Origin of the sequence: Longimicrobium terrae (assembly GCF_014202995.1) — a bacterium.
GTDB lineage: Bacteria > Gemmatimonadota > Gemmatimonadetes > Longimicrobiales > Longimicrobiaceae > Longimicrobium > Longimicrobium terrae.
The window spans coordinates 55,960-75,672 of sequence record NZ_JACHIA010000027.1; the positions used below are offsets into that span (position 1 = coordinate 55,960).

The 19,713-nt window shown below is 70.3% G+C and carries 18 protein-coding genes; 11 read left to right on the forward strand and 7 right to left on the reverse strand.

Translation table 11 applies throughout. The features are described from left to right. Window positions 1-29: 29 nt before the first annotated feature. Genes HNQ61_RS26025 through HNQ61_RS26035 form a run of 3 tightly spaced genes read right to left on the reverse strand, consistent with a single transcriptional unit; the run spans window position 30 to window position 5,800 of the window. Window positions 30-3,197, reverse strand: a complete 3,168-nt coding sequence (locus HNQ61_RS26025) for an efflux RND transporter permease subunit (protein WP_170035258.1) — start codon at window positions 3,195-3,197, stop codon at window positions 30-32. A gap of 25 nt (window positions 3,198-3,222) precedes the next feature. Then, a complete protein-coding gene (locus tag HNQ61_RS26030) occupies window positions 3,223-4,569 on the reverse strand; it encodes a TolC family protein (protein ID WP_170035259.1) in 1,347 nt (448 codons plus the stop codon). Window positions 4,570-4,609: 40 nt separating this feature from the next. Next, on the reverse strand, window positions 4,610-5,800 hold the full coding sequence (locus tag HNQ61_RS26035; protein ID WP_170035260.1) for an efflux RND transporter periplasmic adaptor subunit: 1,191 nt from the start codon (window positions 5,798-5,800) through the stop codon (window positions 4,610-4,612). Window positions 5,801-6,716: 916 nt separating this feature from the next. Here HNQ61_RS26035 and HNQ61_RS26040 point away from each other — a divergent pair. From HNQ61_RS26040 to HNQ61_RS26090, 11 genes are all read left to right on the forward strand, one after another. Then, window positions 6,717-8,789: a carbon starvation CstA family protein gene (locus HNQ61_RS26040; protein WP_170035261.1), complete on the forward strand. Its 2,073-nt coding sequence runs from the start codon at window positions 6,717-6,719 to the stop codon at window positions 8,787-8,789. Between the two features lie 307 nt (window positions 8,790-9,096). Then, on the forward strand, window positions 9,097-9,390 hold the full coding sequence (locus HNQ61_RS26045; RefSeq protein WP_183685768.1) for a hypothetical protein: 294 nt from the start codon (window positions 9,097-9,099) through the stop codon (window positions 9,388-9,390). Between the two features lie 47 nt (window positions 9,391-9,437). Beyond that, complete coding sequence (locus HNQ61_RS26050) at window positions 9,438-9,854, forward strand: hypothetical protein (RefSeq protein ID WP_170035263.1); 417 nt, start codon at window positions 9,438-9,440, stop codon at window positions 9,852-9,854. Window positions 9,855-9,905: 51 nt separating this feature from the next. Continuing rightward, window positions 9,906-10,280 (forward strand): nuclear transport factor 2 family protein, encoded by a 375-nt coding sequence (locus HNQ61_RS26055; RefSeq protein ID WP_170035264.1) that lies wholly within the window; start codon window positions 9,906-9,908, stop codon window positions 10,278-10,280. 28 nt (window positions 10,281-10,308) lie between these two features. Then, window positions 10,309-10,809 (forward strand): hypothetical protein, encoded by a 501-nt coding sequence (locus HNQ61_RS26060; protein WP_170035265.1) that lies wholly within the window; start codon window positions 10,309-10,311, stop codon window positions 10,807-10,809. Then, window positions 10,806-11,357 carry a hypothetical protein gene (locus HNQ61_RS26065; protein ID WP_170035266.1) on the forward strand — a complete coding sequence of 184 codons (552 nt, stop codon included), beginning with the start codon at window positions 10,806-10,808 and terminating at the stop codon, window positions 11,355-11,357. Before HNQ61_RS26060 ends, HNQ61_RS26065 begins: the two co-directional genes overlap by 4 nt. 37 nt (window positions 11,358-11,394) lie before the next feature. After that, entirely contained in the window at window positions 11,395-11,934 is a 540-nt protein-coding gene (locus HNQ61_RS26070) for a hypothetical protein (protein WP_183685767.1), read from the forward strand. 272 nt (window positions 11,935-12,206) lie between these two features. Next, window positions 12,207-13,019, forward strand: a complete 813-nt coding sequence (locus tag HNQ61_RS26075; RefSeq protein WP_170035267.1) for an undecaprenyl-diphosphate phosphatase — start codon at window positions 12,207-12,209, stop codon at window positions 13,017-13,019. 59 nt (window positions 13,020-13,078) lie between these two features. Next, the gene (locus HNQ61_RS26080) at window positions 13,079-13,684 is read left to right on the forward strand and encodes a hypothetical protein (RefSeq protein ID WP_170035268.1); all 606 of its coding nucleotides are present in this window, start codon (window positions 13,079-13,081) and stop codon (window positions 13,682-13,684) included. A gap of 108 nt (window positions 13,685-13,792) precedes the next feature. Next, window positions 13,793-15,022, forward strand: coding sequence for a polysaccharide deacetylase family protein (locus HNQ61_RS26085; protein WP_170035269.1), 1,230 nt, complete (start codon window positions 13,793-13,795; stop codon window positions 15,020-15,022). Window positions 15,023-15,259: 237 nt separating this feature from the next. After that, entirely contained in the window at window positions 15,260-15,520 is a 261-nt protein-coding gene (locus tag HNQ61_RS26090) for a Sec-independent protein translocase subunit TatA/TatB (protein WP_170035270.1), read from the forward strand. A gap of 206 nt (window positions 15,521-15,726) precedes the next feature. Here the strand turns inward: HNQ61_RS26090 and wrbA are convergent, their stop codons facing one another. The 4 genes from wrbA to HNQ61_RS26110 form a co-directional block, all read right to left on the reverse strand. Continuing rightward, on the reverse strand, window positions 15,727-16,407 hold the full coding sequence (gene wrbA / locus HNQ61_RS26095) for an NAD(P)H:quinone oxidoreductase (RefSeq protein WP_170035271.1): 681 nt from the start codon (window positions 16,405-16,407) through the stop codon (window positions 15,727-15,729). Between the two features lie 58 nt (window positions 16,408-16,465). Next, complete coding sequence (locus HNQ61_RS26100; protein ID WP_170035272.1) at window positions 16,466-16,909, reverse strand: MarR family winged helix-turn-helix transcriptional regulator; 444 nt, start codon at window positions 16,907-16,909, stop codon at window positions 16,466-16,468. A 450-nt stretch (window positions 16,910-17,359) separates the two neighbouring features. Then, complete coding sequence (locus tag HNQ61_RS26105; RefSeq protein ID WP_205761575.1) at window positions 17,360-17,836, reverse strand: acyl-CoA thioesterase; 477 nt, start codon at window positions 17,834-17,836, stop codon at window positions 17,360-17,362. After that, window positions 17,833-19,089: a BaiN/RdsA family NAD(P)/FAD-dependent oxidoreductase gene (locus HNQ61_RS26110; RefSeq protein ID WP_170035273.1), complete on the reverse strand. Its 1,257-nt coding sequence runs from the start codon at window positions 19,087-19,089 to the stop codon at window positions 17,833-17,835. The genes HNQ61_RS26105 and HNQ61_RS26110 overlap by 4 nt, the downstream gene beginning before the upstream one ends. Window positions 19,090-19,713: the final 624 nt, after the last annotated feature.

Consider the following 19,713-nt stretch of genomic DNA (forward strand, 5'->3'; position numbering starts at 1 on the left):
GCCCGGGGCGGGGAGGATGCGGACGGCCATCAGTCCCCCGCCGCCAGCCCGGCCGGCACCGCGGGCTCCGCGTCCGCCGCGGAACCGCGCCCCATCCACGCGGCGATGCGCTCGCTCAGCTCGTCCAGCACGTCGTAGGCGACGGGGATCACCACCAGCGTCAGCGCGGTGGCGGAAAGCAGGCCGCCGAACACCGCGATCGCCAGCGGCGCCTGCAGCTCCGCGCCCGGGCCCACGCCCAGCGCCAGCGGCAGCAGTCCCAGCATGGCGGTGATGCTGTTCATCACGATGGGGCGCATGCGCGCGTGGCCTGCGGCGTGAATGGCCTCGTGGCGCGTCATCCCCTGCTTTCGCGCCTGGATGATGAAGTCCACCTTGACCACGGCGTCGTTGTCCACGATCCCCACCAGAATCACCATCCCGATCAGGCTCATGGTGTTGAGCCCCGCGCCCGTCACCCAGAGCGCGACGGTGGCGCCCACCGCGGCCAGCGGCACGGCCAGCAGGACGATGAACGGCAGCAGCAGCGACTCGAACTCCGCCGCGAGGAGCATGTAGACCAGGACGAGCGCGAGCAGAAAGGCGAACGCCAGCCCCGTGAAGCCGCGCTGCATCTCCTCGTTCTCCCCCCCGATGTCCACGCGCAGACCCCGCGGCGGCGGCGTGGCGGCCACCAGCGCCTGCACCCGCTCCACCGCGTGGTCCACCCCGCCCGGGCCGGCGTCCGCGTGCAGCGTCACCATGCGGTTCTGGTCCACGCGGCGGATTTCGCTGGGGCCGGCGGCGTCGTACACGCGCACCAGCTCGCGCAGCGGAATCCCGTCCACCCGCAGCTCCTGCAGCGTGGCGGCGGACCGGCGCGCCTCGTCCGGCAGGCGGACGACGATGGGCACCTTGCGGTCGAACTCCACCAGGTCGGTGGCCACGGTGCCCTTCATGTAGCCTTCCACCGTCTGCGCGATGCGCCGCGGGTCCACGCCGAAGGCGGCGGCGCGCTCGCGGTCGATCTCCACCCGCATTTCCGGCTGCCCCAGCTCCGTCCCCAGCCGCGCGTTGACCACGGCGGGCTCGGAAGCCAGCCGGCGCTGCAGCTGCCCGGCGTAGGCCAGCGCCGCGTCCAGGTTCTCCCCCCGCACGCGCACCGCCAGGTCTGATTCGCCGCCGCCCAGCAGCCGCCCCAGCGCGGTGGCCTGTCCCGCCTCCACCGCCACCGACCCCGGCGGCAGAGAGGCCAGCACGGGGCGCAGCCGCTTGAGCGCGTCCGCCGTCGCCTCTCCCTCGCGCAGGCGCACGTCCAGCACGGCGGTGTTCAATCCGCTCTGCCGGTCGTCCATCCCCGCCACCGCCAGCTGCCGGCCCACGCGGCTGAACACGGCCTGCACCGCGGGGTCGGCGCGCACCCGCCGCTCCAGCCGCGCGCTTTCATCCGCCGTGCGCTCCAGCGGCGTCCCCTCGGGAAGCTCCACCCGCAGCCGGAAGCCGCCCTGGTCCACCTCCGGCAGCAGCCCGCGCGGAAGAAGGAATCCCACGCCCACGCCCACGGCCAGCAGCCCCACGGCAAAGGCCAGCGTGCGCGCGCGGTGGCGCATCGCGGAGGCCAGTGTGCGCTCGTACAGCGCGGCGAAGCGCGCGAATCCGCGGTCAAAGCCGTCCAGCACCGGGGCCAGCAGGCGCCCGATCCGCCCCGTTCCCGCCTCGCGCCCGGTGTCGCCTTCCCACCGCGCCGCCAGGGCGGGGAGGAGGGTGACGGCGACCATGATGGAGGCCAGCAGCGAAAAGGCGACCGCCATCGCCAGCGCGCCCAGCAGTTCGCCCGCGACGCCTTCGATGTAGACGATGGGGCCGAAGACGGCGATGGTGGTGATGGTGGACGCGGTGATGGCGCGCTGCACCTCTTCCGCGCCCAGGGCGGCGGCGGCGCGGGCGCGCAGCCCCATCTCGCGGTGGCGGAAGATGTTTTCCAGCACCACGATGGAGTTGTCCATCAGCATCCCCACACCCAGCGCCATTCCGCCCAAGGAGAGGATGTTGAGCGACACCCCGGTGGCGTGCAGCAGGGCGAAGGTGGCGATCAGCGAAATGGGGATGGCGAGGGCGATGGCCACGGGATACCGCGCCTCGCGCAGGAACAGAAACAGGACCAGAAACGCCAGTACGCCGCCCAGGAGCACTTCCTGAACGACGTTGGCCAGCGCGTCGGAAATGAACCCCGCCTGGCTGACCGCGATTTCCAGCGACACGTCCGGGTACTCGCGGCGCAGCTGGACCAGCGTTTCCTCTACCTGGCTGGCGACGCGCACCGTGTTGGCGTCCGCGTTCTTGAACACCATCAGCCCGACGGATTCCTGGCCGTTGTAGCGCGCCAGCGACTCCCGCTCGCGGAATCCGTCCTCCACCCGGGCCACGTCGCGCAGCAGCACGCGGGCGCCGGTGCTGTCCGCCCCCGGCCCGGCGGCAGAGCGGCGCAGGGGCACCTCCGCAATCTCCGCCACGCCGCGCAGCTCGCCCAGCGTGCGCAGCGAGTAGCGGTAGCGGCCGCGGCGGATGGTTCCGCCCGGCGCGGAGGCGTTGGACTCGCGCAGCGCCAGCGCCACGTCATCCACCGTGAGGCCGAAGCTTTCCAGCGCGCGCGGGTCCACGTCCACGTGAATCTCGCGCTCGGAGCCGCCGGTCACCTGCGCCTGCGCCACCCCGTCAATCTGCTCCAGCCGCCGCTTGAAGACCGACTCCGTCAGCTCCTTGAGCCCCGGAAGGTCGCGCCCGCCCGCCACGGAAAGCGCCATGATGGGCTCGCTGCGCGGGTCCGTGCGCAGTACCACGGGGCGCGCGGCCTGTTCGGGAAGGGCGTCGCGCACGTTGTCCAGCCGCTCGCGCACGTTGAGCGCGGCGAAGTCCATGTCCGTGCCCCAGGCGAACCGGGCGGTAACCAGCGAGGCGCCCTCGCGGGTGACGCTTTCCACGCCCTGCACGCCGGGCACGGTGCTGATGGCCTGCTCCACCTGTTCGGTGATGAAGCGCTCCACCTCCGCCGGGGCGGCTCCCGCGTCGGTGGTGTAGACCACCAGCCGCGGATACGCCACGTCCGGCAGCAGGTCGATGGGAAGGCGAAAAAAGGAGAGCAGGCCCAGGAACACCACGCCCAGAAAGAACATGGCGACGGCGACCGGCCGGTCGATGGCGATGCGCGGCAGCGACATGCGGCTCAGGTCCGAAGGGGCGGGGTCAGGGCGCGGCGGTGTCGCCGGTGCGCTCGCGCAGCGTGGCGAGCGCGGTGGCGAACTCGAACCGGGTGCGAAGGGCGTCGCGCTCGGCGCGGGCGGCGCGCTCCACGGCGTCGGTGAGTTCGGTGGAGGTCAGCGAGCCCACCTGGTACTGCCGGCGCGCCAGCTCCAGCCGGCGGCGGTTCAACTCCACCGATCGCTCGGCCAGCGCGGACGCGGAGTACGCGTTGCGAAGCTCCACCAGCGCCGCGCGGATGTCGCGCTCCACCCCCAGCTGCTCGCCGCGGGTGTCCTCGAGCGCGGCGTTGCGGCTGGCCCGCGCGGACTGGATGCGCGACGAGTTCTGGTACTGCGTAAAGAGGGGATACGAGAGGCCGATGGAAAAGCTGGCCGCCTGGTCCAGCGGATTGGGCTCCACCAGCCCGGAGTAGTCGCTGAACTGCTGGGTGCGGCCCAGCGATGCGCCCATGGTAAGGCGCGGCCAGCGCCCCGCCCGCGCCGCGTCCAGCCGGTACTCCGACTGGCGGGCCGCGGCTTCCGCGCGTGCCAGCCGGGGATGCGTCGCCAGCGCGCGGGCCACCAGGGCGTCCGCGTCCAGCGTGGAGGGATCGAACGGATCGGAAGGGCGGTCGGTGAGCGCCACCGGCGGCCCGCTCAGCACGCCCATGGACTGCCGCAGGTCCAGCTCCGTGCGGCGGGCGTCGCCGCGCGCCCGGTCCAGTGCCTGCTCCTGCTCGGCGACGGTGACTTCCGCGGTCAGCACGTCCAGCGGCCCGCGCACGCCCACGCGCAGCAGCGTCTGCGTGCTCCGCAGCCGCTCGCGCGCGGATTCCAGCAGTTCTTCTTCCAGGCGGATGGCGTTGGACGCGCGCACGGCCTCCCAGTAGCGGCGCTCCACCTCGCCGCGCACCCGCAGCGCTTCCGTGCCCACGCGGGCCTCGCTGGCCTGCAGGCCGGCGCGCGCGGCGCGGGTGTCCTTGAGCCGCGCCCCGTTGTCGAACAGGGTGAACTGGTCCACCGACAGGCTCTGCGACACCGAGCTGTTCTGGAAGTCGAGCGGGTCGTCGCGCACCACGGTGTTTCCGAATTCGTCCTGCCCCGTGAACTTGCGACTGTATCCGCCGCCGGTGCGCAGGCCCAGGGATACGGAGGGCAGAAAGGCGCCGCGGGCGCGCAGTACGTCCGCCTCGGCGCTGGCCACGTCGGCCTCCACGCGGCGGAACTGCGGATTGTTCTCGGCGGCCACGCGCTGCGCCTCCGCGAGCGAGAGCGGCACCGTGTCGGACTGCGCGGCCAGCGAAAAGGGGGCAAGCGCGGTGAGCACCGCGGCTGTGAGCAGGCGCTTCATGGTGTTCCTGGAGTCGTAACGGGAAGCAGGGCCGGCGCCGTCAGTCGGGACGGCCGCCGGCGGATCGTACGTCGTCCACCAGGCGGACGCGGGCGTCGTGAATCAGGGTGTAGTGGCCGTCCACCAGCACGGTTTCGCCGGGGGCCACGCTGTCGGTGTCCATGCCGGAAACGATCTCCACCACGGAGTCGTTCTGCAGCCCCGTGGTCACGTAGCGCCACTTGGCCTGCCCCGAACCGCCCGCTCCGTCAAAGACGAACAGCATGGTGCGCCGGTCGCGCTCCAGCAGCGCCGCGCGGGGCACCAGGACGCGGTTGGCAAAGCGCCGCGCCTGCAGTGAGACGCGCGCGTACATTCCGGGAAGAATGCGCCCGCCGGGGTTGGGAACCAGCACGGTGACGCGCGCGGTGCGGGTGCCGCTTTCCACGATGGGGTTCAGCGTCTGGATGCGGCCGGTGAACGCCTCGCCCGGAAAGGCGGCGAAGCTCACGGTGGCGGTGTGGCCCGGCGCCAGGTGGGCGAGTTCGCTTTCCAGCACCTGCACCTGCACGCGGATGGGGTCCAGCGAAACCAGCGTCATCAGCTCGTCGCCCTGGCGCACCCACTGGCCGGGCACGGCCTTGAGCGAGGCCACGCGCCCGGCGAACGGCGCGGCCATGCGGGTGCGCGACAGGTCCAGCCGGGCGCGGCGCACGCGCACCTCCGCCGCCTCCACGCCGCTGCGCGAGCGCGCCGCCGCCTGCCGGTCGGCGCGCACCTGCGCGTCGGTGATCTGGTCGTCCAGCAGCGTGGCTTCGCGAAACTTGCCCTGCGCCTCGGTGAGCGCGGCCTGCGCTTCTTCCACGTTCAGCGCGTATTCCGCCCCGTCCAGCCCGGCCACCGGCTGCCCCGCGCGCACGGCGTCGCCCTCGCGGATGGGGAGCGACGTCACCCGGCCGGTCACCTGCGCCACCAGCACCGTCTTCTGCCACGCCTCGGCCTGGCCGGCGGCGCTCACCGACATTACCAGGTCGCCGCGCACCGCCTTGCTCCCCTGCACGGGGATGGCGACGTCGGTGGCGAACGTGCCGGACGCGGAGGTCTGCACCAGCGCCGCCGGGGCTTTTTCCCGGGCGGGTTCGGCGTCGTCGGACTTCTGGGTGCGGCGGTAGATGGCGGCACTCAGCACCGCGACCGTGGTCACGGCGAGGACGGCTGGGGCGAGGCGGCGCAGGGGGGACATGGAACTCATGAGCAGGGGCAGAACCAGGATCCGCGGGGGACCAAAAGGTAACCGAAAAACCGGATAATCGCAAATGGTGTCGGAACATGCGTTACCCGCCACGGGCAGCATGTTCCGGGGGTGATAGACGCCATCCGACGGCCGAACGTTGCCCGGCCTCGCACGCAGGTACGCGGCGGGTTCGGGTGCTCGCCGCGCGCCGGGAAACGCGGGCGGTCCGGCGGCTTCTTCATCGCCCGGGGTCTTTTCGCCTCCGTCCTCGGCGCGGAACAGCGCGGTGGAAGCGGAGATGTCGGACGTCTTCGGAGGATGATCGTCCGCTGGCGATCGGGCGGGCGATCTGCGCCGGGTTCCGCGGCGCGCGTTCGGTCGGAGACGGCATCGTCCGGGAGCGGTGGATGCCGTTCATCCTGCCGTTTAGACGGTCTCGCGAGCGCTTGTTCACCCGCGCCGGCGGCGCGGCCGCGGATCGGCGTGCTGATCGGCCGATCAAGATTGTCGTAATACTTGCGTAGTGGCGTCCGGGTTCCGGGCGGAGATGGCTATCCGATGGTCCGCCGTCGTCCTTCATCCACGGTTGCGGGGACGAGACCTGTCGCGCGGTCCAATCATCCCCAAGCGGCGTGTGTGCAACCTGCATCCGGATCGCGCCGCTTGGCAAGAATTTTCGCGAAACGAAGCTCGCCCGCGGGCCGGAGGTGGCCTGGGAACGATCCCTCTGCGTCGCCTCGTGACGCACTTGCCGCGCGGCCCGCGCCGCCCGGCCTGGCGGGCGCGTGCTGACGGTCATCGCCGCCGGCTCGGGTCGGCCGGCGTGAGTGAACAGTCATCGGCGACGCGCCGGCCCCTCTTGTCTGCGCGGGAAGGTGGCCGCACTTTCCGCCGCTCTCCATCCTCCGCCGGACCCGTCCCCGTATCCACCTCCATGCGAAACCGTCTTCCCCTCCTGGGCTGGGCCGTGGTGGGCCTGCTGGGCGCCGCCGCGCTCGGCGTCATCGCCCTGCACCGCGGCGAAACCATCAACGCCGCGTGGATGGTGGTGGCCGCCATCTGCACGTACGCCGTGGCCTACCGCTTCTACGCCCGCTTTCTCTCCACGCGCGTGCTGGAACTGGACGACCGGCGCGCCACGCCCGCGGAGCGGCTGGACAACCATGTGGACTTCATCCCCACCAACCGCTGGGTGCTGTTCGGGCACCACTTCGCGGCGATCGCGGGGGCGGGGCCGCTGGTGGGGCCGGTGCTGGCGGCGCAGTTCGGCTATCTGCCCGGCACGCTCTGGCTCATCATCGGCGTGGTGCTGGCGGGGGCGGTGCAGGACTTCGTGATCCTGTTCGCCTCCATGCGGCGCGACGGCAAGTCGCTGGGGCAGATGGCGCGCGAGGAGATCAATCCCGCGGCGGGGATCATCGCCATGGTCGCGGTGCTGTGCATCATGGCCATTCTGCTGGCCGTGCTGGCGCTGATCGTGGTGAACGCGCTGGCGCACTCGCCGTGGGGGCTGTTCACCATCGCCTGCACCGTTCCCATCGCGCTGCTGATGGGGTGGTGGATGCACTCCTTTCGCCCCGACCGCGTGGGCGAGGCGTCGGCCATCGGCGTGGTGCTGGTGCTGGCGGCCACGGTGGGTGGCAAGTGGGTGGCGGCGGACCCCGCGTGGGCAGCGTTCTTTACGGTGGAGAAGACCACGCTGGTGTGGCTGATGGCGGGATACGGATTCATTGCCTCCGTCCTTCCCGTCTGGGTGCTGCTCTGCCCGCGCGACTACCTCTCGACGTTTCTGAAGATCGGGACGATTACCGCGCTCGCCGCCGGCATTCTGCTTACGCTGCCGGAAGTGCGCATGCCCGCGGTGACGCAGTTCGTGGACGGCACCGGGCCCGTGTTTTCCGGCAAGCTGTTTCCGTTCGCGTTCATCACCGTGGCGTGCGGGGCCATCAGCGGATTTCACGCGCTGGTGGCGTCGGGAACCACGCCCAAGATGCTGTCGCGGGAGTCGGATGCGCGGCTGGTGGGCTACGGCGCCATGCTGATGGAGTCGTTCGTGGGGGTGATGGCGATGGTGGCGGCGGGGGTTCTGGATCCGGGCGTGTACTTCGCCATCAACGCGCCGGCGGGCGTGGTGGGCGGCACGCTGGAGGCGGCGACGCGCACCATTGCCGCGTGGGGCTTCGTGGTGACGCCGGAGCAGATGCAGGCACTGGCGGCGTCCGTGGGGGAAGAGACGCTGATGGCGCGAACCGGTGGCGCGCCGTCGCTGGCGGTGGGGATGTCGCAGATCTTTTCCGGGGTGATCGGCGGGCCGGGGCTGGCGGCGGTGTGGTACCACTTCGCCATCATGTTCGAGGCGCTGTTCATCCTCACCACCATCGACACCGGCACCCGCGTGGGCCGCTTCATGACGCAGGAGCTGCTGGGATACGTGTGGAAGCCGCTCGGTCGCACGTCGTGGTATCCCTCCATCATCCTTTCCAGCGGGCTGGTGGTGGGCGGATGGGCGTACTTTCTGTACCAGGGCGTCATCGATCCGCTGGGCGGCATCAATTCGCTGTGGCCGTTGTTCGGCATCAGCAACCAGCTGCTGGCGGCGGTGGCGCTGTGCGTGGGGACGACGGTGCTGATCAAGGCCGGCAAGGCGCGATACGCGTGGACGACGCTGCTGCCGCTGGCCTGGCTCGCGACGGTGACGTTTACCGCGGGGTGGCAGAAGGTGTTTGCCGCGGACCCCAAGCTCGGCTTCCTGTCGCAGGCCCGCGCGATCGAAGCCGCGCTCGCGGCGGGCGGGCTTCCCGCCGGTGCGAAGACGGTGGACGCCGCGCGGCAGATGATCTTCAACGCGCGGATGGACGCGGTGGTGGCCTCCGTCTTCATGGCCGTCGCCGTCCTGGTGCTGGTCGTCTCCATCCGCGAGTGGATTCTGATCCTGCGCGGCCGCAAGCCCGCCGTGATGCACGAGGCGCCGTTCGTGGCGACGCAACTCGGGCTGGCGGGGGATTGATGGCGGGTCGGTGCTTTCCCTCCCGGACAGGGAGCGATCCCTTTGATGAGGGAAGGCGATGAGTGGCTCGGGACGAGTATTCCTGTGCACCGCCGCGGTGGCGGTCGCGGGAGCGTTGGCGTGCGCCGACCCGCCGCCCCGGAACGCGGCCGGGATCGCCGGCGTGGGGTGCTACGCCCTTGTCCGGCGCGACAGCCCCACGGTTTCCGTCGCGCGGATGATGCCCGACACGGTGGAACTGGATTCCGCCGCTCAACTGAATCCGGACGGCCGGCCGCACCCGCGATGGCCCCTGAAGCTCCATCCCGTGAGTCACCGCCGCGATATCCGTGTGGATACGATCAACACGCAGGCCGGGCCCAAATTGCTCCCGGAGCCGGACTGGGACCGGAACTTCGCCATGATGGGGTGGCGCTTCACCCCGGCGCGATCCGTCGACGCCGTGCTGCATCAGAACATGGGACCAAGCTGGGAGCTGCACTTTCGGATTACGGGTGACTCATTGCGCGGGCGCGCGGAGTACTATGATGATGGTCCGTACACGTTCACCATTCCGCTGATCGGCAGGCCCGTTCCCTGCCGTCCCCGCACCGCGCCATGAGCGCCCGCGTGCCTGAGCGGCACTCCCGGATCTCACGCCTCTGCGCGGTGGCTGTTCTTCTGCTGGGCGCGGCGTGCGGCCCCCGGTGGGCGCCTGATCCCGGCCCTGGTCCCGTCGCGCTGGACTGGAGTTCGCTGGTGGGCTGCTACCGGCGCGATACGATGCGGTTTTCGCTCGACTCGGTGCCGTTCGTGAGCCGGTTCCAAAACGGGACCCGCCGGGCGGTCTCCTCCACACGGCGCGCCAGTGACGTGTACTGGTATCTCACGGGCCGCAACACCGTCGTTCTGGTGATGGATGACCATCTGCACAGGACGACCGCGGAGTTCGTGGTTCGCGGCGACAGCCTGATCGGCCGCGCGTGGACGTACACGGACGTGGCCCGCGGACCCGCGCTCCCCTACGCGTTCGACGCGGTTCGTGATCCGTGCGGAGACGGGATCGACCAGAGCGACGGATTCTGAGCGGCGGCCCGCGCGCGGAGCGCGATCGGGGGCGCCCATGGGAGGTGATGGATGGACGGTACAACGAAGTTCTTCGACGCGCTGTACGCCGCGTTCAACGCGCACGACGTGGATGGCGTACTGGCGGCGATGCACCCGGACGTGGAGTGGCCCAACCGCCTTCATGGCGGCTGGGTGCACGGGCACTCCGCCGTGCGCGACTACTGGACGCGGCAGTGGCAGGTCCTGGATCCGCGCGTGACGCCCGTGCGCGTGGTGGCGGATGAGGAAGGCAACGTTGCCGTCGACGTGCACCAGGTCGTGCACGACAAGGCGGGGGTGCTGCTTCTGGACCAGCCGGTGCGCCACGTGTACCGCTTCCGGGGCGGGCTGATCGTCCACATGGACATCCAGCCCGCCGATGCCGAACTGATCCCGCCGGACTGAGCACCGCACGAATCTTCACCCATCCGGAATGATGATGTTTCCCCGCCGCGTGGATCGCGGTCTGATCGCCAGCCTCGCCATAGGCCAGCTTCTGGTCCTGCTCCGATGGATCCTGGAGGAGCGCGCCGAGGGTGTCGGGCTCGGCCCCATGGCACTGCTTGGACTTGCCGCCGGGCTGTGGCTGTACCTGATCGTGCGGACCGTGCGCAGAATGGCCCGGTGGAAGAAGGAGCTTTCTCCCCTCACCTACAGACTGGGCGTGCTCGGGATGGGGATCGGGCTGTGGCTGCCGGATTCCGTCGCAAACGCGGTACGGCACAGCGGGGGGATGGAGCACGTGTTCTCCGCGACCTTCCTGTGGTACCTCCTGTTCCGGGCCGCCATCGGATTCCCCATCGCCATGTGGGCCGGGTACTGGTTCAGCCGGATCATGGGATTGGATGCGATGCTGGCACTGGTGAGCGAGCGATTGCGCTCCGCGCCGCCCCATGGTTCCGGGCCGGGTGCTCAGGCCAAGGATCGGGGATGAACGCGCCCGCGCAGCAGTTCCGCGTCCACTGGGCGCGCGTGGACCTTCGCTCCGCGGACAGCGTCCTCTTCGCTGTCTGGCCGTCGCCGGTAAACGCGGACGAGTGCTTTCGCGCGGCCGGCTTCACGGATTTCGGAGACGCGGATGATGTGTGGGATGAGGAGGCGGAGTCGCTGCTGCAGCGGATGGTGGAGGCGCTGAGCGCGTACGGCGAGCCGCGCCTGGCCAGCACGCCGCTGTCTCCGCTTCCGCGCTGGCGCGACCGCCTGCGGGGCCGCGCGCCCGGGCCGCTGCCGCTTATCGATCAGTTGCTGGGGCCAATGCGGTGGGACAGCCTTCCAGACGCGATCGTGGAGTTCGGATCGCCCGCCGTGTCGCTGCGCGGCGGCAGCGGGCACTTTCTCCTCTGGATCACCCTTCCCGCCACGGACGCGGAACGGTTTGAGGACGCGCTCCCCGGTATCGCCGGCGGGCATCCGCTGGTCCGCACCGATCTCGCCTGGGAGCACCTGCTGCCGGGTCCGTGGCGCTCCCACGGTGGATCCTGACGCCCATCCCGCTCGTCCCTCCGTTCTCAATCGACCGATGAACGAATCCCGCTCGCTGCTCCAGCACTTTCTGGCCGCGCTGGCGTACCGCACGCAGAAGGCGCTGCGCGGCGCCCCCGCGGACTTCGGGGACTTCCGGGCCGGCACGCACGTGCGCACACCGCACGAGCTGCTCTGGCACATGACCGGGCTGATGGGCTACGCGCGCACCATGCTGCACGGCGGCGACTTCGCCCCGCCGCCGCTGCCCTCGCTGGCGGACGAGGTGGAGCGCTTTCACGCGACGCTCACCGCGCTCAGCGCGGACTTCGCCGATCCCGCGCTGAACGCGTCCATCAGCGATGCGCAGTTCTTGCAAGGCCCGCTGGCCGATGCCATGACGCACGCCGGACAGCTCGCCATGCTGCGCAGGCTGGCGGGCGCGCCCGTGGCGTCGGAGAACTTCATCGTTGCCGAGATCCGGGCAGACAACACCAGTTCGGCGCAGCCGGAGCCCGCGGCGCCGGACGCGTGGTGGCGCCCGGACCAGCCGCCGCAGCCGCCCGGCCCGCCGCCGCGCGAGGATCCCGACGCCTGAGCGGCCGATCGCGCTCCGCCTGAACGGCGGGGCGGGGAACCGGCATGGGGGTTGCCGTCGCGCCGGTGGCTCGCCGCACTTGGGCACAGCTGTATCGTGCCCTAGTGCGCCCGCAGCCCGGCCCGGAGCGCAGCGGAGGGACACGCCCGAATCCCGCTCTTTCGCTGTTGATGTAAGCGTCTCCGCGTAAGACAACCATCCGCCCGGCACCGATGCCGCGCGGACGATCAAAACACCGCCCCACCACGCCAGAACCGAAAGAAGACTCCCGGATGGATGCGCTGCTGTTGCTGAAGGCCGCGGTCATGGGCCTCGTGGAGGGAGCCACCGAGTTCCTTCCCGTCTCGTCCACGGGCCACCTGATCGTGGCCGCCGACTGGCTGGGCTTTCACAGCTACAAGAACGCCGAAACATTCGAGGTGTTCATTCAGTTGGGCGCCATCCTGGCGGTGGTGTGGCTGTACCGCGCCAAGGTGTTCGGCGTGCTGGCCGCCGCGCCGCGCGACCGCAACGCCCGCCAGCTCGTCATCAACCTGATGATCGCCTTTCTGCCGGCGGCCGTCGTGGGCTTTCTGGCGCGCGACTTCATCAAGGAAGTGCTCTTCAACCCGTTCACCGTCGCCGTCGCCCTCGTGGTCGGCGGCATCCTGATCCTGGTGATCGAGCGCTGGGTGGCGGGAAGGGCCGCGCGCACGGAATCGGTGGACGACATCCGCCCGCCCACGGCGCTGGGCGTGGGCATCGCGCAGTTGGCCGCGCTGGTCCCCGGCGTGTCGCGCTCGGGCGCGACGATCATGGGCGGCCTGTCGCTGGGCCTGTCGCGCGTGGCGGCCACGGAGTTCTCGTTCTTTCTGTCCATTCCCATCATGGTGGCCGCCAGCGGCTACGACCTGTGGAAGGCGCGCGACCTGATGGGGGCGGCCGACGCGCCGGTGTTCGCGGTGGGCTTCATCGTCAGCTTCCTGTCGGCGATGGTGGTGATCCGCGCGCTGATCAAGTTTGTTTCCAGCAACACCTTCATTCCGTTCGCGTGGTACCGCATCGTGTTCGGCCTGCTGCTCATCGGCCTGTACTGGAACCGCTGACCTGACCACGGCGCGCCCGCCGGGGGCGCGCCGCCCCATCCCGACGGACCGACCCGCCCATGGCTACCGTTTCCCTGTTCACGCAGCGCCTTCCCGCCGACCTGGCCCGCAAGCTGGAACGCGCCGAGGCGCTGGCCCGCGAAGCGCTGATCGACGTGCACGCCAACCTGGCGCTGGACCTGGTGGGCGTGCTGGCGCCGCGGATGGCGTTTGACGACGCCATCGAGCGGTACATCGAAAGCATGGACCTGCAGGGCGACGAGGCGGAAGGCGTGGGGACGCGGGCCGTGGCGCTGCTGAGCGAGCGCGAAGTGGCCGACGACCTGCAGCGCGAGGGGCACCGCGGATGGGGATGGAACTGGCGCTACGCCACGCCCATGGGCGCCATGCGCTACATCCAGCGGCAGAAGCAGCGGAGCGACGAAGAGCAGCTGTGGCTGGAACTGGCCGCCGCCCGCGCCGAAGAGGCGCTGGTGAACGCGCACATGGAGTTCGCCACGCAGTACATCAACTTGATGGAGCAGCACGAGTACGCCGACCCCAGCCGCGCCGTTCAGCACTACGTGGAAACGCTGGAGCTTCCCGAACTGCGGGCGCGGATGGTGTACCAGCGCACCATGGCGCGCTGCGCCGCCACCATGCTGCCGCGCCTTCCGGAGGATTGAAGCGGGCGCGCACGAAGCTTGCTCCCGGTGCCCGCGCTTCCGCGCGCATCCGCCGCGGGCCCGCCCCGGCGGGGTACTGTTCAGAATCCAGCGTCAAAAGCCGGACACATGTTGATTTCCAAGGATTGGGGCCGGGCCGCCGCGGCGGCGGCTCTGGTTGCGCTGCTGGCCGCGTGCGGCGGCGACGAGGGTGAAAAGGGCGCCGCCAAGGGCGCGGACTCCACCGCGGCGGGTACGGCGGCCGCCCCGGGCGCGGATTCCGCGGCGGGCGCGCAGGCCGCGGCCCCGCAGACCACGGGCGGGCCGGTGAGCGGCCTTCCCGCCGGCCCCACGGTGGACGCGCCGCCCAACGAAATGGGCCGCATCATGGTGCTGGAGTACCACCGCACCGGCAGCCCCGAGGGCGAGTTCGTCCGCACGCTGGCCAACTTCCGCAAGGACCTGGAGTCGCTGTACGCGGCCGGGTTCCGCCCGGTGACCATGCGCCAGGTGATGGAGGGGAACATCGACATCCCCGCCGGCACCTCGCCCGTGGTCTTTACGCTGGACGACGCCACCCGCGGCCAGTTCTATCACACGGCCGCCGGCGAAGTGGACCCCAACACCATGGTGGGGAGCTTTGAGGCGTTCAAGCGGCAGAACCCGGCGTGGGGCACGGCGGGGATGGTGATGTGCATTCTTCCCGCGGCCGCGCACCCGTCCAACTTCTTTGGCGAAACGCCCGACAAGGGAACGCCGCGCGCCCAGCGTGAGGCCACCATCCGCAAGAAGATGGAGTTTCTGCTGCAGAACAACTACGAGATCTGCAACCACACGCTCTACCACGCCCGTCTGGACCGCGCCAGCAACACGCAGCAGGCCATGGACTGGATCGGCATCGGCGAAGACAGCATCAAGGCGTACCTGCCGGCGGACTACGACATCGTGACCTTTGCGCTGCCGCTGGGCATGTGGCCGCGCGAGCACTCGGCGGCGTGGCAGGGCACCTACCGCGACGGCAAGCGCTACGAGAACCGCGTGGTGCTGGAAGTGTCGGGCGGGCCCAACGTGTCGCCCTTCGACAACCGGTGGGACGGGCACTCGGTGGACCGCTTCATCGTGGCCCCGGGCGCGCTGGAGCGGCAGCTGGAGCGGTGGAAGGCTGACCCGACCAACCGGTACATTTCCGACGGCGACCCGCGGACGGTGAGCTACCCGGCCAGCATGGCGCAGTACGTGGCGCGCGACCGCCTGGGCGGGCGCACCGCGCGCGAAGTGGCGGGCGCACCGGCGGCGGCTCCCGCGGCGGGCGCGCAGCCCGCGGGCGCGGCGGCTCCGGCGGCCGGCGCGCGCCGCTGAGGCGGGCGGTCCGGGGAAAGCTCCGGACCGCGGTTGTAAGCTGATAGAGGACAAGTACTTCCGCTTTTGCGGATTCGGGGGTTGCCGGGTTGTCGCACGGTCGGGGAATGGTTATCTTGATCGCGGCGATACGGCACCCCATCGACCGGAGCAGCTCGGGCACGGACCGAGACCCCGGGTGCCGGGTAGACGCAGTTTCGCGGACTGCCCCACTTTCACGGACACAGGGAGTCTCCCATGCCTTTCGGACTTGGTTTCGGCGAGCTGGTTCTCATCTTCGGCGTCATGCTTCTCCTGTTCGGCGCCAAGCGCCTGCCGGAGCTTGCCACGGGCATGGGCAAGGGCATCCGCGACTTCAAGCGGGCCATCAACGGGCTTGATGAGCAGTCGATCGCCGGCGCTCCGCAGCAGAACTACCTGCAGGCGAACCCGGTTGCCCCCTCCGCGCTGGCCGATACCGTTCCGGCCACGGTCGAGGGCGAGCCCAAGCGCCTGTAATCAGCGCTGGTTGATCCTGATGGATCGAGCGGCCCCCGGCATTCGCGCCGGGGGCCGCTTTTTCTTATTCCCCCACCTCCGCGCACTGGTTTCACGCGGAGGACGCGGGGGTGGCGGAGGAACGCGGGGGAAAAGAGAGGGGCGGCCCCATTCACGGGGCCGCCCTCTCATCATCCACCTATTCCCCATTCCCTATTCCCTCGCCGTTACTGCCCCTCGTACTGCGGCGCATCCGGCTGCTGCCCATGCTCCTGCGTGGCGCGCAGGCTCTTGAGCCGCGCCGACACCTTGGCCACCCGGCTTCCCAGGTTGCGCGCGGTCAGCAGTTCGCGCTCCTCCGGCTGCCGCGAGCCGTCGCCGCCCGCCATCGTTCCCGGGCCGTACGGCGAGCCGCCGATGCCGTCCGTGGTAAGGATGTGCGGGTTCTGCCCGTACGGCGTGCCCACGAAGATCATCCCCAGATGCAGCAGCGGCACCAGGCCGGTGATGATCGTGGTCTCCTGCCCGCCGTGAATGGTCGCCGTGCTGGTGAAGATGCCGGTCGCCTTGTCTTCCAGCTCGCCGTTGGCCCAGAGCGCGCCGGTGGTGTCCAGAAACTGCTTCACCTGCGCGGGCATGTTGCCGTAGCGCGTGGGCATTCCCCAGATGATGCCGTCCGCCCAGCGCAGGTCGTCGTGCGTGACCTCGGGAATGGAAGCCTGCGCCTCCTGCGCCTTGTTGTACCATTCCTGGCCGCTCATGGCGCGCCGCGCTTCTTCCAGTTCGGGAATGCGCATCACGCGCACCTCGGTTCCACTCTCGCTACGCGCGCCCTCGGCCACGGACTGCGCCATGGTGGCGGTGTGTCCGTAGGAGCTGTAGTACGCGATCAGTACGTTGGTCGCCATCGGCTCTCCTCCTCTTCCGGGTTCTTCCCGTCCGGGCCGCGCGCCCGGACGCGGACTTCTACCGCGGCTCGCTGCGCCGCGCCCTTCGCATCAGCCGCTGCAGCTGCCGCATCTCCACCTCCGGCACGCCCTCGAAGACGGCGTCCAGCTCCGCCTCCACCCGCGGAACCGCGCGCAGGGCCAGGGCGCGTCCCTCATCCGTGAGCTGCACGCGGACCGCGCGCGCATCCGCGGGGTCGGGGCCGCGCCGCGCCAGGCCGGCATCCTCCAGCCGCGACACCAGGCCGGTCACGTTTCCCTCCGTCACCAGCAGCCGGTCGCTCAGTTCGCCCATCCGAGGCCCGCACTCCGGCGAGCGTACCAGCGTGGCCAGCACGTCGAACTGCGGCACCGACAATCCCACTTCCGCCAGCGCGCGTGCCTGCCTGCGCGACACGTGGCGGTACGTGCGCGCGAGCGAAACCCACAGGCGGGTGGCGGGCGGAATGGGGCGATCGGGCATGCACAACTCCTTTAGATGTAAAGCATCGCAAGCGACGTTCCGCCCCTGTATCTCCATCGACGCGGTCCGTCGGACGCTGATGGGCTGCGTCCACCACGCGCATGTCGGCCAACCCACGGACCTGTCTGGTTCGGCGGAGAACGGAGACGCTCCCCGTTTGTCATCCTGAGCGAGCGGCGACACTTCTCTGTCCGGATGCGCCGCCCCGTGCAGCGAGTCGAAGGATCTTGCCACATCCTGCGCCACGAGCACCGGGCTTCGAGTCTGAACCGTTCCCCACCTGCCGGGCACTCCGCTTCTTCCGTGGCAAGATCCTTCGGCTACGCGCCATGGATCGGGGGTCGGAAAGCCCGTGCGGCGCTTCGCTCAGGATGACAGAATGCGCCGCGAGGCGCATCGCTCGAGAAGGTGCGCTGCGGCGCGGCAGCGGCGGAGAGCCGACACGGCCCCCTACGGAGTCAGCCGGCCGCCTTCCAGATCGAGCAGCGCCGCACGGACGTCGGCGGGAAGGGCCGTCTTGCGGCCGGAAGCGTAGTCGTACGCCACCAGCACGCCGCCGCCGACCGCCGCCACGTCGTTCATCCCCCGGCTTACGACGCGGTAGTCGTGCGTGAACCGGTCTTCCCCCAGCTCCGTCGTCCGCGCGCCCACGACGAGCGTGTCGGGATAGGTGACGGGACGGCGGTAGCGCGCCTGCGCGGACTGCAGAATCGGCCCCACCATCCGCCCCTCGCCCAGTTCGCGGAACCCGATGCGCTGCAGGTACGGGATGCGCGCGTTCTCAAAGTAGGTAAAGAAGACCGCGTGGTTCACGTGGCGAAAGTAGTCCATCTCCGCCCACACCACCGGGACCTCCACCACCACGGGAAACTCGGCCCGCAGCAGCGCTTCCGCGTCGTTCTCCATGGATGCCGTCGTGTTGCTCATGTGGGGCGGATAAGGGAAGCGGCGGCGCCCAGTCCGGCCGCGCGCCCGGTGGACCACGCCCAGCAGAAGTTGTAGCCGCCGATCGGCCCGAAGCAGTCCAGAATCTCGCCGCAGAGGAACAGGCCGGGCGCCACGCGGCTTTCCATCGTGCGCGGATCCACCTCGGCCAGCGGCACGCCGCCGCCGGTCACCTCCGCCTTCTTGTATCCCTCATCTCCCGTCCAGGGAAGGGGATAGCGCGCCAGCACCTCCACCAGCCGCGCGCGCTCGTCCCGGCGAAGCTGCGACCGTGTGCGCTCCGGATCGATTCCGGCCTCGTACAGCAGCTGGTCCGCCAGTCGCTGAGGCAGCCGCCGGCGCACCAGCGCGCCGATCGCACCCGGCCCCGGCTCGCGCAGCAGCGCTTCCCACGCGGCGGCGTCCATCTCCGTCCACTGCGCCAGGACGGGCACGCGCCGCGCCGGATCGCCACCGGAGCGCACGGCGAGGTGCGAAACGTTCAGGACGGACGGCCCGCTGTACCCGCGGTGCGTGAACAGAAAGCCGCCGCTCGCCCGCAGACTCCCCTTGTCCAGCGGTGCCTCGAGCGTGACCTCCAGCGACACGCCGGAAAGGTCGGCGTGCACCGCGGGATTGGTAGTCAGCGGCGTGAGCGCGGCGTAGGTGTCGTTGAGCGTGTGCCCCAGCTGGCGCACCAGGCGGAACCCGGTGCCGTCGCTCCCCGTGGCGGGAACGGAAAGTCCGCCGGTCGCCAGGATGACGGCTGCCGAGGCGATCTCGCGCCCCCCGTCCAGCTGCACCGTCCACCCAGAGCCGGATGGCCGCAGTCCGGTGACGGAACTGGAAAACACCTGCTCCACGCCGGCCTCCAGGGCGCGGTCCATCAGCCCGTCGCGGACGTCGCGCGCGCGGTTGCTGCGCGGAAAGAGCTTGCCGGAATCCGCCTCCAGCGCCAGCGGAATCCGCAGTTCCTCCTCAAAGAAGCGCCGCTGCTCGGCAAGGGGCCAGGAAAGCAGCATCTTCTTGAGCGTGTTGCGCGACGACTCGGTAAAGTACTGCGCCGGGTCAACGCGCGAGGGAAGCACGTTGCACCGTCCGCCCCCACTGATCAGGATCTTTTTTCCGCCATCGCGCGTGCGCTCCACCAGCAGCGTGCGCCGTCCCTGCGCCGCTGCAAAGATGGCGGCCATGGTCCCGGCCGCGCCCGCGCCCACCACCACGATGGGCGGATCGTTCTGGGTGTCGTTGCTCATGGCGCACAGAATAGCGAGAGGGCGGGGCAGGGGCGAGCGTTGCGGCGGGACCGCTCCGGAGCCGGCCGGGCCAACGGTACTGCTGTTGTCCCGTCCGTCTCCTCCGCGGGGGCGGCGAGCCTCCTCGGCGCGTCACGTACCTGCCCGATTCCGCCACATCCGTGCACCGCGCCTGTGGGGTCTCCCCGCCCGCTGCGGGAGCCTCGCGCACAACCTTCCTCGATACCCATGTTTCCGCCGTCGCGAGTCTCCCTTCGCCCATGTGTGTATGACTCAACAACGGTAGTCGCCTTCCGCGCCAACCTCCCTCCATCAGTTCCCCCGCGCCCCTCCGCCACCCCCGCGTCCTCCGCGTGAAACGGTGTAGATGGTGCCGGCCCGTGCCGGACTGGTGACGCGATGGAAACAAACCCCTTGACCTGCTCTGGAGCGCGGTGTATACTTGGCGCCCCTCAAGGAACCCCGGCCGAAGCGATTCCGAAACGATCGCGATCAGGGGTTGACGACGGGGTGCAGGTGGTGTACTTTGTAGGGCTGTCGCCTGAATGGCGGCGGCGGGGCGGCGAAGAGAAAAGTTTGGAATACCGCCCCTTGACGGAATCGGAAAACTCCAGTAGCTTGAAG

What these genes read in the sequence shown, in the direction of transcription:
- HNQ61_RS26025 (WP_170035258.1), bottom strand. Translation starts at nt 3,197, where the DNA reads ATGTCGCTGCCGCGCATCGCCATCGACCGGCCGGTCGCCGTCGCCATG.
- HNQ61_RS26030 (WP_170035259.1), bottom strand. Translation starts at nt 4,569, where the DNA reads ATGAAGCGCCTGCTCACAGCCGCGGTGCTCACCGCGCTTGCCCCCTTT.
- HNQ61_RS26035 (WP_170035260.1), bottom strand. Translation starts at nt 5,800, where the DNA reads ATGAGTTCCATGTCCCCCCTGCGCCGCCTCGCCCCAGCCGTCCTCGCC.
- HNQ61_RS26040 (WP_170035261.1), top strand. Translation starts at nt 6,717, where the DNA reads ATGCGAAACCGTCTTCCCCTCCTGGGCTGGGCCGTGGTGGGCCTGCTG.
- HNQ61_RS26055 (WP_170035264.1), top strand. Translation starts at nt 9,906, where the DNA reads ATGGACGGTACAACGAAGTTCTTCGACGCGCTGTACGCCGCGTTCAAC.
- HNQ61_RS26060 (WP_170035265.1), top strand. Translation starts at nt 10,309, where the DNA reads ATGATGATGTTTCCCCGCCGCGTGGATCGCGGTCTGATCGCCAGCCTC.
- HNQ61_RS26065 (WP_170035266.1), top strand. Translation starts at nt 10,806, where the DNA reads ATGAACGCGCCCGCGCAGCAGTTCCGCGTCCACTGGGCGCGCGTGGAC.
- HNQ61_RS26070 (WP_183685767.1), top strand. Translation starts at nt 11,395, where the DNA reads ATGAACGAATCCCGCTCGCTGCTCCAGCACTTTCTGGCCGCGCTGGCG.
- HNQ61_RS26075 (WP_170035267.1), top strand. Translation starts at nt 12,207, where the DNA reads ATGGATGCGCTGCTGTTGCTGAAGGCCGCGGTCATGGGCCTCGTGGAG.
- HNQ61_RS26080 (WP_170035268.1), top strand. Translation starts at nt 13,079, where the DNA reads ATGGCTACCGTTTCCCTGTTCACGCAGCGCCTTCCCGCCGACCTGGCC.
- HNQ61_RS26085 (WP_170035269.1), top strand. Translation starts at nt 13,793, where the DNA reads ATGTTGATTTCCAAGGATTGGGGCCGGGCCGCCGCGGCGGCGGCTCTG.
- HNQ61_RS26090 (WP_170035270.1), top strand. Translation starts at nt 15,260, where the DNA reads ATGCCTTTCGGACTTGGTTTCGGCGAGCTGGTTCTCATCTTCGGCGTC.
- wrbA (WP_170035271.1), bottom strand. Translation starts at nt 16,407, where the DNA reads ATGGCGACCAACGTACTGATCGCGTACTACAGCTCCTACGGACACACC.
- HNQ61_RS26100 (WP_170035272.1), bottom strand. Translation starts at nt 16,909, where the DNA reads ATGCCCGATCGCCCCATTCCGCCCGCCACCCGCCTGTGGGTTTCGCTC.
- HNQ61_RS26105 (WP_205761575.1), bottom strand. Translation starts at nt 17,836, where the DNA reads ATGAGCAACACGACGGCATCCATGGAGAACGACGCGGAAGCGCTGCTG.
- HNQ61_RS26110 (WP_170035273.1), bottom strand. Translation starts at nt 19,089, where the DNA reads ATGAGCAACGACACCCAGAACGATCCGCCCATCGTGGTGGTGGGCGCG.